This window comes from Citrobacter sp. Cb031, from assembly GCF_030336725.1.
GTDB lineage: Bacteria > Pseudomonadota > Gammaproteobacteria > Enterobacterales > Enterobacteriaceae > Citrobacter > Citrobacter braakii.
This window is the reverse complement of the sequence record NZ_JAOWDA010000001.1, coordinates 15,690-30,085: the sequence shown is the minus strand read 5'-3', so window position 1 is coordinate 30,085 and position 14,396 is coordinate 15,690. Positions and strand designations below refer to the sequence as shown.

The 14,396-nt window shown below is 49.7% G+C and carries 15 protein-coding genes; 4 read left to right on the top strand and 11 right to left on the bottom strand.

The annotated features are described in order from the left end of the window. Positions 1 to 81: 81 nt before the first annotated feature. Positions 82 to 393, top strand: a complete 312-nt coding sequence (locus OGV93_RS00155) for a type II toxin-antitoxin system HigB family toxin (protein ID WP_019077936.1) — start codon at positions 82 to 84, stop codon at positions 391 to 393. Continuing rightward, the gene (locus OGV93_RS00150; RefSeq protein ID WP_080859878.1) at positions 390 to 842 is read left to right on the top strand and encodes a helix-turn-helix domain-containing protein; all 453 of its coding nucleotides are present in this window, start codon (positions 390 to 392) and stop codon (positions 840 to 842) included. The genes OGV93_RS00155 and OGV93_RS00150 overlap by 4 nt, the downstream gene beginning before the upstream one ends. Positions 843 to 859: 17 nt before the next feature. Here OGV93_RS00150 and fabY read toward each other — a convergent pair whose 3' ends face one another. The 10 genes from fabY to yihU all read right to left on the bottom strand — a co-directional run bounded on the left by fabY (position 860) and on the right by yihU (position 10,533). Continuing rightward, positions 860 to 1,801, bottom strand: coding sequence for a fatty acid biosynthesis protein FabY (gene fabY, locus OGV93_RS00145; protein ID WP_003825286.1), 942 nt, complete (start codon positions 1,799 to 1,801; stop codon positions 860 to 862). A gap of 44 nt (positions 1,802 to 1,845) precedes the next feature. Then, the gene (gene dtd, locus OGV93_RS00140) at positions 1,846 to 2,283 is read right to left on the bottom strand and encodes a D-aminoacyl-tRNA deacylase (protein ID WP_016157874.1); all 438 of its coding nucleotides are present in this window, start codon (positions 2,281 to 2,283) and stop codon (positions 1,846 to 1,848) included. Then, complete coding sequence (locus tag OGV93_RS00135; protein ID WP_019077938.1) at positions 2,280 to 3,152, bottom strand: virulence factor BrkB family protein; 873 nt, start codon at positions 3,150 to 3,152, stop codon at positions 2,280 to 2,282. The genes dtd and OGV93_RS00135 overlap by 4 nt, the downstream gene beginning before the upstream one ends. Next, positions 3,146 to 3,745 (bottom strand): glucose-1-phosphatase, encoded by a 600-nt coding sequence (gene yihX, locus OGV93_RS00130; RefSeq protein ID WP_016155174.1) that lies wholly within the window; start codon positions 3,743 to 3,745, stop codon positions 3,146 to 3,148. Before yihX ends, OGV93_RS00135 begins: the two co-directional genes overlap by 7 nt. 90 nt (positions 3,746 to 3,835) lie before the next feature. Beyond that, positions 3,836 to 4,726, bottom strand: a complete 891-nt coding sequence (locus OGV93_RS00125) for an aldose epimerase family protein (RefSeq protein WP_287109293.1) — start codon at positions 4,724 to 4,726, stop codon at positions 3,836 to 3,838. A 30-nt stretch (positions 4,727 to 4,756) separates the two neighbouring features. Beyond that, positions 4,757 to 6,082, bottom strand: a complete 1,326-nt coding sequence (locus tag OGV93_RS00120) for an MFS transporter (protein WP_016157871.1) — start codon at positions 6,080 to 6,082, stop codon at positions 4,757 to 4,759. Between the two features lie 102 nt (positions 6,083 to 6,184). Beyond that, on the bottom strand, positions 6,185 to 7,618 hold the full coding sequence (locus OGV93_RS00115) for an MFS transporter (RefSeq protein WP_049041375.1): 1,434 nt from the start codon (positions 7,616 to 7,618) through the stop codon (positions 6,185 to 6,187). Between the two features lie 69 nt (positions 7,619 to 7,687). Further along, positions 7,688 to 8,698: a zinc-dependent alcohol dehydrogenase gene (locus OGV93_RS00110; RefSeq protein WP_016157869.1), complete on the bottom strand. Its 1,011-nt coding sequence runs from the start codon at positions 8,696 to 8,698 to the stop codon at positions 7,688 to 7,690. Positions 8,699 to 8,729: 31 nt separating this feature from the next. Beyond that, positions 8,730 to 9,617, bottom strand: a complete 888-nt coding sequence (locus tag OGV93_RS00105; RefSeq protein ID WP_016157868.1) for an aldolase — start codon at positions 9,615 to 9,617, stop codon at positions 8,730 to 8,732. 25 nt (positions 9,618 to 9,642) lie between these two features. Then, the gene (yihU, locus tag OGV93_RS00100; RefSeq protein ID WP_131405483.1) at positions 9,643 to 10,533 is read right to left on the bottom strand and encodes a sulfolactaldehyde 3-reductase; all 891 of its coding nucleotides are present in this window, start codon (positions 10,531 to 10,533) and stop codon (positions 9,643 to 9,645) included. 172 nt (positions 10,534 to 10,705) lie between these two features. Between yihU and OGV93_RS00095 the strand changes: the two genes are divergently transcribed. Both OGV93_RS00095 and OGV93_RS00090 read left to right on the top strand, forming a co-directional pair. After that, on the top strand, positions 10,706 to 11,602 hold the full coding sequence (locus tag OGV93_RS00095; protein WP_016157866.1) for a sugar kinase: 897 nt from the start codon (positions 10,706 to 10,708) through the stop codon (positions 11,600 to 11,602). 39 nt (positions 11,603 to 11,641) lie between these two features. Beyond that, a complete protein-coding gene (locus OGV93_RS00090; RefSeq protein ID WP_016157865.1) occupies positions 11,642 to 12,430 on the top strand; it encodes a DeoR/GlpR family DNA-binding transcription regulator in 789 nt (262 codons plus the stop codon). Between the two features lie 66 nt (positions 12,431 to 12,496). Here OGV93_RS00090 and typA read toward each other — a convergent pair whose 3' ends face one another. Further along, on the bottom strand, positions 12,497 to 14,320 hold the full coding sequence (gene typA, locus OGV93_RS00085) for a ribosome-dependent GTPase TypA (RefSeq protein WP_008786988.1): 1,824 nt from the start codon (positions 14,318 to 14,320) through the stop codon (positions 12,497 to 12,499). Positions 14,321 to 14,396: the final 76 nt, after the last annotated feature.

Here is a 14,396-nt window from a genome sequence, read left to right as displayed (position 1 = left end):
ATATTTTGCTTTCATCTTGAAAACTTAATTACCTTGCGTTATTTTGTTTTCAGGTTGAAAACCTTGTAATGGAACTACACCATGCATGTTATCAGCCGAAAACCTTTCAACGAGGCAATACTCCGTTTTCCAAACCACATGGCAGCACTCGTTGATTTGCTGAATATTTTAGAGAAAAAAATGTTCCACACTCCTGAAGAGATGAAGCAGTACATACCTTCACTGGATAATTTTAAATACAGAAATAAATGGTGGGTGATTAATGTTTCAGGTAACTGCTTGAGACTTATTGCCTATATTGATTTCAAACTGCAAAAGGTATTTGTGAAGCATATCGTTCACCATGCCGAGTATGACAGACTAACCACATACTATCGGGGTCACAAAGAATGAGAACGCATGAAAGCCATCAGATAGACACAGCCAGTGTAAAATTGATGATCGATACCTTTACCGATGCAGTGAAAAAAATCCCCCTGTTAGGCAAAGAACAAAATGAGGCAGAGTACCGAAAAGCACTCGCTTTGGTGGAGTTTCTGGTTGATCGTAACGACCTGGAAAACCCGTTGTTTGAGCTGCTTTCAGCTCGGATCCGCGACTACGAAAAACATGCGCCTGAGTTCAGTGCCCTCAACCAACAACTGGAACATACTCCTCATGGCGTTGCGTTACTGCGTACGCTCATGGATCAATATGGTCTCAAAGCAGCAGATCTTGCCAACGAACTTGGTTCAAAATCCAATGTCAGCAACATCTTGAATGGTCGCAGAGCACTGACTGTAAGTCATATTAAAATGCTCGCAGAACGCTTTAACCTTCCGGCAGACGCATTCATCGAGTAAAGAGGATCCCCTCTGACCTACTCTTCCTCATTCCCGCCCTCTTCATATGCGCCAAACGGTTTCGCGGGTAGCACAATGTAGGTACCTTCAAACACGACGCCCGGCGTGTCATCGCCAAACACCCCGACCTGCATCTGAACGCGCGCCTTGCGGCCTCTTGCCAGACGGTCCAGGTCACCGCTCAGCGAGCCCAGATCGGCAATAGCGGTAGGTTTCCCGGTAATTGGCCTGCTATATCGGATATGCGCGTCGGCGAGGATTATCGTCCCCCCCAGATGACGCTCGCGCAGCATCAGCCAGATAAGCCCCCAGCCCGTTAACGTCGCCAGTGAAAACAGGCTTCCGGCAAACAGCGTATGGTGCGGGTTCTGATTGCCTGTCTCTGGCATCGTCGTAATAAATTTCTGCCCGGTGTACTGCTGAATGCGCACGCCCATTTTCTCACTCAATGGAATATGTTCGTACCAGGCTTGCTGTAGCTGTCCGCACCAGTCCCCGCGATGGAGAATGTCGTCCAGCGTTGCGATGGGTTTAATCATCAAAAAATGGCGCACCGGCGTAGTTTGCGGCGTGGTAATTTCGCCCTGGCTCACAAACCCCAGTTTGGCGAAAAATTCGACCGCATCTTCACGGGCGCTACAGGTTACGCGCTTTACCCCTTCCTGACGCGCCACAGACTCCAGGGTCATCGCCATCAGCGTGCCCAACCCTTTCTCCTGCACAGAGGGGTCAACGGCCATAAAGCGTATGGAGGCTTCGTTATCCGCATTGATATACAGACGCCCAACCGCGACCAGATTTCCCTCTTCGTCCACCACCATCTGGTGATGCGCCATCGCGTCCCAGGCATCCCGTTCGGAGCCTTTGGGCTGGTGCAACGGTTTACGCAACATCTCCCAGCGAAACTGGTAGTAACGCTCCAACTCTTCTTCTGTTTGCGGTACTCGAAGGTGATACATAGTCGTATTCTCTCTTGTTGCCCGCGGCCACACCGGTAGCTGGTTCATACTTGTAACCAGAACGTCACGGGGCCATCATTAACCAGTGAAACCTGCATATCCGCAGCGAATCGACCGGTTTGCGTATTCATTTCCTGTTGGCGGCAACGCTCAACAAAGTATTCATACAGCGCTTCTGCCCGCTCGGGCGAAGCGCCTTTCGAAAACCCCGGGCGCATGCCACGTTCGGTATCTGCCGCCAGCGTGAACTGTGAAACCACCAGCACACTGCCACCTGATTGCTGCACGTTGAGGTTCATTTTTCCTTCGGCATCGCTAAAGATTCGATAGCCGAGTACGCGCTCGCACAGACGGTTCGCTTTCTGTTCGTCATCATCCCTTTCGACACCTAACAAGACCAAAAGTCCTGGGCCAATTTCACCCGTCACCTCGCCCTCCACGGTGACGCTGGCACGGGTTACGCGCTGAATTAATGCAATCATGGTTGATCTGCTTCTTCTTGTTCTGCGGCTTGTTTAAGTTTGCGGTATTCCCCGAGAGTGACAGTTATTTCCGCGCCTAGCAAGACGATACACCACGTCCAGTATACCCAGACAAATAAAATGGGGATCACCGCCAGGACACCGTAAATGAGCTGATACGACGGGAACATCGTGATGTAGAGCGCAAATCCTTTCTTTCCGGCCTCGAACAACACGGCGGCCACAAAGGCGCCAATAACCGCATCACGATTGGGCACACGCGTAGTCGGTACAATGCTGTAAAGCAGCCAGAACGAGAGCCAGGAAAGCACCAGAGGGAAAATACGCAAGACGTCATCAATCACCGAGTTGAGATCGCTGGCCCAGCGCAATGACAACAAATAAGAGCTGATCGCCAGACTAGCCCCCGCCAGCAGCGGCCCCAGCGTTAAAATCATCCAGTAGACGGCGAAAGAGTAAACTTTGGGACGAGTGCGCTTACTGCGCCAGATAGTATTCAGAGCATTATCAATGGCATACATCAGCAATAACGCCGTGACAATCAGCCCACATGCCCCAACGGCCGTCATTTTGTTCGAGTTGGCGACAAACTGTTCGATATAACGCTGGATGACGTCTCCCGTCGCCGGGATAAAGTTTGCAAAAATAAAATGACGTAGCTGGGCACTGACGTCGGAAAACATCGGAAATGCGGCGAAAAGAGCAAACACAACGGCGATAAGCGGCACTAATGAGAGCAGTGAAACGTAGGCAAGATTCCCTGCCAGCGTCGTCATGTTGTCCTCATCAATCCGCTGCCATAGTAGCTTCAGCCAGGCCCGTACAGGACGCGTATGATGCCTGGCTTGTTGCTGAACATTTTTTAACATAACAACTTCGCGAAATAGTCAGGAATGGTCGTTTTATCGACGACCTGGATACTGGTAATCCCTAACCGGTTAGCTCCTTCAATATTATCGGCGTTGTCGTCAAAAAAGACCGCATCTTCCGCAGAAAAACCTTCAGACTGCAGGACATGCTGGTAAATCCGCGCTTCCGGTTTTCGCATGCCCAGATCCTGGGAAAGATAAATATGGTCAGCAGCCTGACGAATTTCAGGATATTCATCCGGCCAAAATGTTGTGTGCAGACGGTTAGTATTCGACAAGACGACCACCCGATGCCCCTGCTCACGCAGCTTATGCATGATGTCGATGACTTCAGGGCGCAATGCCACAAAAACGGCCTGCCAGCCGTGAGAGAACTGCTCGTAACTTAGCGGCAGCGCCATGTCATGACATAGCGCCTCGGCAAAGGCTTCATCCGTTATTTCACCTCGCTCGTGCTGGTGAAAAGCCTCCCCCATGGTGAAACTTTGCTTCAGCGAGGCCAGCGGTACACGGCTCAGATCGCTCCATGTGCCCAACACGCGGTTGAAGTCGATATCGACAATCACATTACCTAAATCAAAGATATAGAGCATGCCCTTCTCCTTATTCGCCGTGGATGAATAACTGTAGCGGGAAAGGAGAAGTTTGACTATGCGTCCCTGTTGGGATTATTGGCTAAGCCATCAGAATTCCTGTGCAAATTGCCAGCGTGACTCAATCACCAACGGAAGACCTGCACTGACAAACTGCGGTGTCCTATTTATCGCATTTGGCGCCTGAGTAAGCGGATTGGCACAAGTTGCATCGGGCTGTTTATCAAAGACAACCAGACTTTGCGCACTCGATGTCATTGTCATACCCAGCTTACCAGGCCACTGTAATCTGACATTGAGACCGTTATTAAAACCAAAGCAGTCATCCCACGGACCTGATTGTGGAGGGATTTTTTTACCGGTTGGTAGCTCATTGTTTCCAGCCTCTTCCTGCCAATCAGCATCAAAAAGTACCTGTAATTGTTCTTGTTCATTCTGCTGGTCGAGTCGTTTTGCAAACCAAGGGTGCCATCCAGCTGATGCAGGGAATGTTTCAGACAAAGTATGAATTTCTAAGCGTAGAATTAGCGCATCGTCTTCAATGGTCAGCGTTTGCAGGACCTCTCCTTGCCATGGCCATGGAGCGCCCAGTGGCATGCTCAGTTTCAAGGTATCCGCTTTATGTTCGACAATTTCCCATGATGAATAACAGGCCATACCATGTAGAGCATGAGGCGGTTTGTTAGCAGGTAATGCGTACTGTTTCTTCCCCACTGTCAACGTTGCATCGCCAAGGCGGCCTGCCCAAGGAACCATAGGAAAGCAGCCATACTGAAATGCTTTACGCTGTGGCTCCCATTGACGTAACACTTCAAAACCAAATGCCTGTAGCGAGGTGATTCTGGCACCATCACGCGGAAAAACTTGCAGACGTAAATGTCCTTTTTCCAGCAAAATAGGTTGACCGATCGGTCCCGGCCAGGCGGCATCAAAAGCACGCTGTAATGCTTGATAATGCTCAGTATTCAACTCATTGTTCATGTTATTGCTCTCTGATATTTCGGTAAGAAGTTAAATGTTATTAGCGTCATTTTTATTGTCTGAATGTGGCTCAATAAGCCAGACGCAAATGAATGAAAGTATTGAGATAACAAACAGAAACAGTGCTACATACCACGGTTTCCCGCCTCCCAGCGCCAACAAGCTGGAGGCAATTAGCGGGCTTAACCCACCCAGAATTGCGGAGAACTGATAGGCAAATGAAAGACCCGTATAACGCACTCGTGTTCCGAACATACGAGTAAATAAGGTGGGCTGTACTGCAAACATCATCGTTGGCCCCAGGTTATAGCCAAGAATCATGCAGCACCAGATGATAAGTGTGCTTTTCGTATCCAGCAGCAGGAAGAATGGGAATGCAAAAAGGATGCAAAAACCAGCGCCAAATAAATACATCTTCCGTTGCCCAACGCGGTCAGAGATCCAACCAATTAATGGACAACATACAATGCCAATTGCTGAGGCGATTAGCATGCCGTTGAGTGGAATATCCCTTGATAATGCCAACTGGCTGGAAATATAGACAATACCAAAGGCATTAATGATGTTCGACGAAACGCTCTCTGCCAGCCTGGCCCCTAGCGCCAACAGAATGTTACGCGGATGCTTACGGAAAAGTTCAATCAACGGTGGTGCTGATTGTTCCTGTGAGACAGCCGTTTTTTGTTTTTTAAAATCCAGTGTTTCTTCAGTATGTAACCGTATGAACATCCCAACAATTAACATGATGGCAGAGAGCCAAAAAGGGATACGCCATCCCCAGGCCAGAAACTCTTCCTGGGTCAGGAAGTGATTGCATAATGCAAACACCCCTGTCGCCAGCATAATCCCAACCGAGGCTGCCGTTTGTGGGAGCGAACCTAAAAACCCACGCTTCGCCTCAGGCGCAGATTCAATAGTCATCAATGCAGCCCCGCCATATTCCCCACCCAGACCAAACCCCTGCACCAGACGAAGAACCATCAATATAATCGGGGCCCAGATACCAATGTCCTTGTATGTTGGTATGAAGCCGATTAAAAACGTTGAGGAACCAACTATCGCTAACGTCCAAATCAACGTTATTTTGCGACCGACTTTATCGCCAAAATGGCCAAAAACAATGCCCCCTAGCGGACGTGATAGAAAACCCACACCAAAGGTCGCGAATGCGGCGATTAAACCAATAAAAGGATCGCTATCAGGGAAAAACAGGGGAGCAAAGACTAGCCCTGCTGCCGTTCCGAAAATAAAAAAATCGTACCATTCCATCAACGCGCCAGCGAAACTGCCCATGACAACGCGTCTCATGGCTTTGCCGGATAGCTCTTTCCCTGGTACATGTTCTATTTCAGCCATAATTTTCCTCTCCGGGTCGGCGAGAAATCTGCGCAATAAAATCACTAAAAAAGCGGCGGATATACGAAAAAGCGCGTCGACATGTTGCGACGCGCTTGCTTGTTATTTATCCAGCTCAGCCAGTACCTCAGCGTCTTCAGCGTCAACGTTTGCACCAAGTGGTTCCCACTTAATCAACACGCATGTCAAGAAGCCGAGAAAAGGAACAATTGCCAGCCAATAGAACGCTTCTGTCTTTAATGCACCCCACAACATTGGCCAGAAAATAAGTCCGGCAATCGCCCCAGTACGCATAATTGCACGAGCAAATCCTACGCCTGTCGGGCGAATAGATGGCGGATAAGAAAGTGTGGCAATGGTCATTCCCAGGCCGCCCGGGCCCGCTGAATGGAAGAAAATGATCGCGCCCAACAAACCTAAAGAAAGCCATGGGTTGGTGGTTGCTAATGCACCTAAAGCCAGTAATGCAACCGTTACGACGGCGAAACCATACATCGACTGAAGGCGAGTTCCCAAACGCTGGAGGATAAGTGAACCAATCAATCCACCTGTAATGCCACACAGGGCATTCACTACCGCAGAACCGCTAAGTGCCCCGGTTAATCCACCGCTCAGTATTCCCGCCAAAGTCAGCGGTAAATAAACGCCCACGGCGTTATATTGCCAGGCTTGCATCGTCGCCACAACGCAGCCGAGAATGGTACGTTTGCGATAACGTGAGTTAAATAAAATCCCATACCCGCCATGAAACTTACTTTCTGTTTTTTCAGCAGAAATATCATCGCTTTTTGACTTGGCAGCAACGCGAGCATGAACACCATAGCGTTTAGCCAGAATATCGCAGGCTTTATCATAACGTCCGACTCGTGCGGCCCACATTGCGGATTCGCCAATGAAGAAATAGCGTAGGATCATGATAATGATGGCAAAAATAGCACCAATGAAAATACCATAGCGCCATAATTGCTCTTCTGCGATACCCGACAACAGCAGTGGAAGCAGCACAAGATAGACGACCGTAGTTGATACATACCAGGCCATTTGCCAGAGATTAACCGATGAACCGGTTTTCTTAGATGTTGAGCCGCGTAGTTCTGCCACCGCATTTGTTGCCAGCGGGAAATCAATACCCAAGCCAAATCCCATGATTACGCGACACACCAGCACCCACCAGATGTTCGGGGCTATCGCGACAGCTGCGGCACCTATTGTGCACAGGCCCATTCCGATGATAAATGCACGCTTTTGACCAAAGCGGTTAATCACACGGTTCGCCAGCAATCCACCAATCAGAGCGGCAACTAAAACAGAGGCGTTAACCGTCGCCGCCAGCCCCGGCGAAATACCAAATTGCAATGCAATATATTTATTACCAAACCCCACCATCGCCGCCTGATAGGCATCAATTAGAATGCCGCCAAGAGCGATAAAAATGACGCCGACACTGGTGTTTACTGCTGAATGTTTATTAACAATATCAATCACGTCCTGGGGACGACCGATCGAGTAAGGTGTAGGACTGGTGATGTGACTCATCGCAGCATCCTTTTTCATTGTTGTAGGATGGCGCTACCCTTAAGCAGCGCCAGACAGAGGGTTACAGCATCAAACCTCAGCAAATTGCAGCATGACTTTTATAGAGTCATTTTGCTGCGCACGTTCAAACGCCTTATCCGCATCTTCGACAGGGAAGAGATCGGTCACCAGTTCGCTGGTGTCAAACCGCCCATCCGCAAGCCATTCAATCACGGCATCGAAGTCTTCCGGGATATACATGCCGGAATTCAACAAATCGCGTTCGAAGCGCTGCATCATCGGAAGAGGAATTTCACGTGGGCCACTCGGTACCCCCATGCACACTACCGTTCCGCCAGCATAAACGTGGGTAAATGCATCATTCAGCGTGGTCTGGGCAGCAACAACATCAATTGCCCCCGTAAAACGGACCTGTGCATCCAATTCCCCCGGAGCCCAGACTTCCGTGGCACCTAGCTTTAACGACAACGCGCGCTTAGCGGCATCAGGTTCGATGACGGTGATCTTTCCCGCGCCCATGATGCGCAATGCTTGAACGATGGATAAGCCAATTGTCCCTGCACCAATCACTAGTACACTTTCCAATGACGCTTTCGGCATACGGCTCACGCAATGACGCGCGCAGGCTGCGGGCTCAGCGAAAGCCAGTGCTTTTAGTGGTAACGAAGCAGGTGCAACATGGCAGTTTCGTGCAGGTACAATGTGCTGCGAGCGGGCAAAACCCGGCGCCCGAAAGCCAGCAACCTGTGGCGGCTCACACAGATTAAAGCGACCCGCTTTACAAGCACGGCACTCCATGCAGGCCATTATTGGGTCGACTACGACATGATCGCCCAGCTTAACATTCGTCACTTCACTGCCCACTTCAGTTACGCGTGCCGCAATTTCATGTCCAGGCACAACCGGAGGTTTTGCAAATGGGTGCCCTCCCTTCAGTACATGCAGATCAGAGCCACATATTCCGTAAAACACCGGAGCAATGCGGACTTCTTGCGGTTTAAGTTCCTGGTGCGGCAGCTCAACATATTGGGTGGTCACCTTCCCAATATCAGAAAATAGAACTTGGGTAATCTTATCCATGGTTCTTCTCCAGATTCGTTAAAATGGGTGATTAACGCTGAGAAATCCCTTCATCGACGATTTCTGCCAGGCGTTGTAAGCGTGGAACCGACACATCACGCAACATTGTTTGCGGATCTTGAGCACCAACAACCGATGCCCAAACGGCACGCCCTGCCAGGAATCCGGAAGCTCCCCCCTTCATGGCGATACGGACCGCGCGGCCAAAAATATCCGCATCAACACCAGAAGAGAGAATGACCCACGGCATTTTCATTTGTTCATGCAACTTTTGACACGCAGCAAGTAGGGTCTGTTCATCACCTTTGCCGCCTAATGGCATTTCAGCTTTATAGAGGTCAGCATCGGTGCAGCCGAGTTCAGCCGCTGCGGCAACGATGGCGCTTTCCCGGTCAAATTCCCAACCACGACGAGGAGGTCGGACAACCGGCTCAATGATGCTGACCAACCCTGCGCTACGGCAGCGTTGAACAAACTCAGCCACCATAGCCAAACGTTCTTCTGCAGGTTCATCTTCACGCCACAGCACCAACAACTTCATGGCTTTCGCACCCATTTCGCGGGCTTTATGCGGATCAATCGCTCTATCAATTTCGACACTATCAACTGGAATACCATTACCCGGAACAAAATGGTCAGCCGCCACAATCAGTCCACATGAATCAGCGACTGCACCTTGAGAGACAATCTGATCGAGACAAAATTGTTTATCTGCCAGAACCGCTGAAGCGTAGGGAGACAGAATTTGTGTTGCTGCAACTTTAAAATCAGTCAATACGCTGTCGGCAACCGGTTTAGGATATCCAGACGCTGCAAACATCAGGCGCATTGCTTCACGCTGATCAACGGCCAGCATGGCAAATCCACCGCCAGGGCGAGAAATATCTTTCAGCGTGTATGGGGTATTGTGGGAAGACATAATAACTCCTGTAACTATTTAAAATTTATAGTGAATCTGGTCGGCCAGCCTGCTGACGAACCTGAGATAACAACGCACTCCAGTCCTGACGGCCTCGACCGTTCTCGCTGGCACGGGTGTAATAGGTTTCTGCTGCAATGCCCATATTGAGCGGCGCACCGATCTGACTAGCGACATCGACGGCAATACGCAGGTCTTTCAACGCGAGGTCTACCATGAATGCCGGAGAAAGATCTCCTTTAAGTACCTTGCCAGGCCAGGTTGTCGTAAAGTGCCCCTTACCTGCGGCAGTACCGCTCATGACCTTAATGGCCACATCAAGGCTCAAACCCAATGATTCGCAAAGTACAGCGGCTTCCGCTGACAAGGCGTTCAGCGCAATACTCATATAGTTATTGATGAGCTTTACACGGATCCCCATACCGGGACCGCCAGCTTCCACCAGTTCATTTCCCATACACATCAGCACAGGGCGAGCGCGTTCAACCTGTTCAGGCGTTCCACCAGCAAGAATCAGCAGCGTGCCGTCAATCGCGTTAACTGACGTTCTGCCCACGGGGGCATCCATCATGCTGATGCCTTTCTCTCTCATCTCATGAATCAATGCATCGGTCTGCAATGGATGAATCGTGGACATGTCAATAACCAATGCATTGGGGGACAGGCCTTCGCTGACGCCATCTTTACCCAGCAGAACTTGCCGAACGATGTCGCCATTTGGCAGCATAGTGATAATGAATTCAGCATCTTTAGCGGCTTCAGCAGGGGTTTGAGCAGCAGTCGCACCTTTTTGTACTAATTCATTGACTGCCTGTTGGTTTACGTCGAACACACGCAAAGCATGTCCCTTTTGCAATAGATTATTAGCCATTGGGCTGCCCATCTGGCCCAAGCCCAAAAATGCAACGGTTGTCATGAATGCTCTCCTGTCTCAGGTTGACAAAATAATTACAATTAAAAATTCGTTTTCGTCTGTTTTTGAGCATATTTGTAATTTATGACTAAAAACAAGACACATGTCACTAATTTGATCATTTATGTCATTAAAATGAACAAAAGAAGACAAGATCACACAGGAATAAACAAATATGACCAGAATTGCTTGTATTGGAATCACCGTTCAGGACCGTATTTATTCTTTAAACGACCTGCCCAATGGCGGGGGTAAATATCAATCTAATCAATACCTTGAAACAGGTGGCGGCCCAGCCGCAACAGCGGCTGTCGCCATTGCCCGGCTCGGTATTGACGTTGATTTTATAGGTCGCGTAGGCGATGACAGTTGCGGGAATACTTTGCTTAACGAACTTCAGGTCTGGGGGGTTAATACCGAGTTTTGTCGGCAATACCCGAATTCCCGTTCATCTCAGTCCGCAATATTGGTCGATCAGCACGGAGAACGCATCATCGTGAACTATCCAAGCCCAGATCTTGGTACAGATGCTCAGTGGTTGGAGTCGATTGATTTTTCTCGATATGACATCGTTCTGGCCGATGTACGTTGGCATGAAGGGACGTTGAAATCCTTCGAGCTGGCACGTGCCGCAGGTGTCCCAACACTGCTGGATGCCGATATGACTCCACAAGACATAACCCCATTGGTAGCACTTGCCGACCATGCAGTTTTTTCAACCCCAGGTCTGAAGAGAATGACAGGGCAGAATGATGCACAACTGGCACTTAAACTGGCCTCTAAGCATACCAATGGTAAAGTGTACGTTACGCTTGGTAGTGAAGGATCACTATGGATTGAAAATGGGCAAACGTGCCAACAAACTGCATTTTCTGTCAATGTTGTGGATACAACTGGGGCAGGCGATGTTTTCCACGGTGCTATGGCGGCAGCTCTCGCAGAGAAAATGTCTACTGATCAAGCTATCCGTTTCGCAAGTGCTGTGGCGGCGATGAAATGCACTCAGGCAGGCGGACGAGCCGGAATTCCTAATCGTGCGCAAACCGAATCATTTTTGTCACTTTATGCGTAAAATAGCCGACAATTACGGGGAAGAGGTCCAGGAGTATTCATGAGCATCATTGAAGTCACCGGTAATCCGCGTCACGATCAACTTGTTCATTACATTTCAGAACGCGGCTATATGAATATTGAAGAGCTCGCACAATTGCTGGATGTTTCCACACAAACCGTGCGCCGAGATATTCGTAAGTTGAGTGAACAGGGTCTGATCACCCGACACCATGGTGGAGCCGGACGTGTATCCAGCATCATGAATACCGCCTTCGAACAGCGAGAGTTGTCCCTCATTCAGGAAAAAGAAGCGATAGCGGAGGCTGTTGCTGATTATCTTCCTGAACGCTGCACGGTTTTTATTACCATTGGTACTACGGTAGAAGCCGTCGCACGAGCTTTGCTGAACCGCCGGGACCTACGCATAATTACTAACAGTCTTCGTGTTGCGCAGATCTTATATAAGAATCAAGATCTTGAGGTCATGGTGCCCGGTGGAACGTTACGTGCTCATAATGGCGGTATTGTTGGTCCAGGAGCAGTGAACTTTATTGAAGGATTCAGAGCCGACTATTTGATTACCAGTATTGGTGCCATTGAGGAAGACGGCACACTATTGGAATTTGACGTTAACGAAGCGCTTGTCGCCAAAACGATGATTAAGCATGCACGTAATACGCTGTTAGTTGCTGATCATACTAAGTTTACCGCCTCAGCCGCTGTATCCATCGGTAATATGCGTAAAATTCGGGCATTTTTTACCGATTCCCAACCACCAAATTCATTCAAGCAATTGCTTGATTTAGAAAATATTGAGCTAGTCATTGCAGAGCAGGAAACAACCTGATCTTTTAGATAAAAAAAGCCGCTGAAATCAGCGGCTTTTTTATGCTTACCTGAGAAAGAGCGTTAATTACTCTTCTTTCGCGCCACGCATTGCACGGCGACGATCGTTTTCAGTCAGGTGACGCTTACGGATACGGATAGAGGTTGGGGTAACTTCTACCAGTTCGTCGTCATCGATGAATTCCAGAGCCTGCTCCAGAGTCATCTTAACCGGCGGAACCAGAACCGTTGCTTCGTCAGTACCGGACGCACGCATGTTGGTCAGTTTCTTACCGGTCAGGCAGTTTACAGTCAGGTCGTTAGAGCGGCTGTGAATACCGATGATCTGGCCTTCGTAAACTTCAGCACCGTGACCCAGGAACAGCTTACCGCGGTCCTGCAGGCTGAACAGTGCGAACGCAACTGCTTTACCCTGGCCATTGGAGATCAGTACGCCGTTCTGACGCTGACCCACATCACCCGCACGAACATCGTCGTAGTGGCTGAAGGTGGAGTACAGCAGACCGGTACCGGAGGTCATGGTCATGAATTCTGAACGGAAGCCGATCAGACCGCGGCTTGGGATCACGTAGTCAAGACGTACGCGGCCTTTGCCATCTGGATTCATGTTTTTCAGGTCGCCTTTACGCTCACCCAGAGCCTGCATGACAGAACCCTGATGCTGCTCTTCTACGTCCAGCGTTACGTTTTCGAACGGCTCTTGTTTACGGCCGTCGATTTCGCGGAAGATTACTTTCGGACGGGAAACCGCCATTTCGAAACCTTCACGACGCATGTTCTCGATCAGAACAGACAGGTGCAGCTCACCACGACCGGATACACGGAACGCATCCGCATCTTCGGTTTCTTCGACGCGCAGCGCAACGTTGTGCACCAGCTCTTTGTTCAGGCGGTCAAGGATCTGACGAGAGGTAACATATTTACCTTCTTTACCACAGAACGGGGAGGTGTTTACGCAGAAGAACATGGTTACGGTCGGTTCATCAACGGACAGAGCCGGCAGCGCTTCGACGTTCTGCGGGTCGCAGATGGTGTCGGAGATGTTCAGTTCGCCCAGACCGGTGATCGCGATGATATCGCCCGCTTCGGCAATATCACTCTCGATACGTTCCAGACCCAGATGGGTCAGAACTTTACCGACTTTACCGTTACGGGTTTTGCCTTCGCTATCAATGATAGTGATCTGCTGGTTCGGTTTAACTTTACCGCGTTTGATACGGCCAATGCCGATTACGCCAACGTAGTTGTTGTAGTCCAGCTGAGAGATTTGCATCTGCAGCGGGCCATCAAGGTCTACGCTTGGAGCCGGAACACGATCAACGATGGTCTGATACAGCGGAGTCATGTCTTCAGCCATATCTTCGTGATCCAGACCTGCGATACCGTTCAGCGCGGAAGCGTAAACGATCGGGAAGTCCAGCTGCTCGTCGGTAGCGTCGAGGTTAACGAACAGGTCAAATACCTGATCAACAACCCAGTCAGGACGCGCGCCAGGGCGGTCAACTTTGTTGATAACAACAATTGGCTTCAGGCCATGGGCAAAGGCTTTTTTGGTCACGAAGCGCGTCTGCGGCATCGGACCATCCATTGCATCCACCACCAGCAGCACGGAGTCGACCATGGACATTACACGTTCAACTTCACCACCGAAGTCGGCGTGCCCTGGGGTATCAACGATGTTGATACGGTAGTCATTCCATTTGATAGCGGTGTTTTTAGCGAGGATGGTAATCCCACGCTCTTTCTCCAAATCGTTGGAGTCCATCACGCGCTCTTGGGTTTCAGCACGTGCATCGAACGTACCGGATTGTTGGAGCAGCTTGTCTACCAGGGTCGTTTTACCATGGTCTACGTGCGCGATGATGGCGATGTTACGCAAATTTTCGATCACAACTTTGCCTCAGGCATTTTAGAAATAGCGCGTTATTGTACACGGATTAATCGCAGTACAAAACAGGATCACAAAC

Coding starts and splice junctions, on each gene's coding strand:
- OGV93_RS00105 (WP_016157868.1), bottom strand. CDS start 9,617: ATGTCTTCCCACAATACCCCATACACGCTGAAAGATATTTCTCGCCCT.
- OGV93_RS00095 (WP_016157866.1), top strand. CDS start 10,706: ATGACCAGAATTGCTTGTATTGGAATCACCGTTCAGGACCGTATTTAT.
- OGV93_RS00120 (WP_016157871.1), bottom strand. CDS start 6,082: ATGGCTGAAATAGAACATGTACCAGGGAAAGAGCTATCCGGCAAAGCC.
- yihU (WP_131405483.1), bottom strand. CDS start 10,533: ATGACAACCGTTGCATTTTTGGGCTTGGGCCAGATGGGCAGCCCAATG.
- OGV93_RS00115 (WP_049041375.1), bottom strand. CDS start 7,618: ATGAGTCACATCACCAGTCCTACACCTTACTCGATCGGTCGTCCCCAG.
- OGV93_RS00150 (WP_080859878.1), top strand. CDS start 390: ATGAGAACGCATGAAAGCCATCAGATAGACACAGCCAGTGTAAAATTG.
- OGV93_RS00155 (WP_019077936.1), top strand. CDS start 82: ATGCATGTTATCAGCCGAAAACCTTTCAACGAGGCAATACTCCGTTTT.
- OGV93_RS00135 (WP_019077938.1), bottom strand. CDS start 3,152: ATGTTAAAAAATGTTCAGCAACAAGCCAGGCATCATACGCGTCCTGTA.
- OGV93_RS00110 (WP_016157869.1), bottom strand. CDS start 8,698: ATGGATAAGATTACCCAAGTTCTATTTTCTGATATTGGGAAGGTGACC.
- OGV93_RS00090 (WP_016157865.1), top strand. CDS start 11,642: ATGAGCATCATTGAAGTCACCGGTAATCCGCGTCACGATCAACTTGTT.
- yihX (WP_016155174.1), bottom strand. CDS start 3,745: ATGCTCTATATCTTTGATTTAGGTAATGTGATTGTCGATATCGACTTC.
- OGV93_RS00125 (WP_287109293.1), bottom strand. CDS start 4,726: ATGAACAATGAGTTGAATACTGAGCATTATCAAGCATTACAGCGTGCT.
- fabY (WP_003825286.1), bottom strand. CDS start 1,801: ATGTATCACCTTCGAGTACCGCAAACAGAAGAAGAGTTGGAGCGTTAC.
- dtd (WP_016157874.1), bottom strand. CDS start 2,283: ATGATTGCATTAATTCAGCGCGTAACCCGTGCCAGCGTCACCGTGGAG.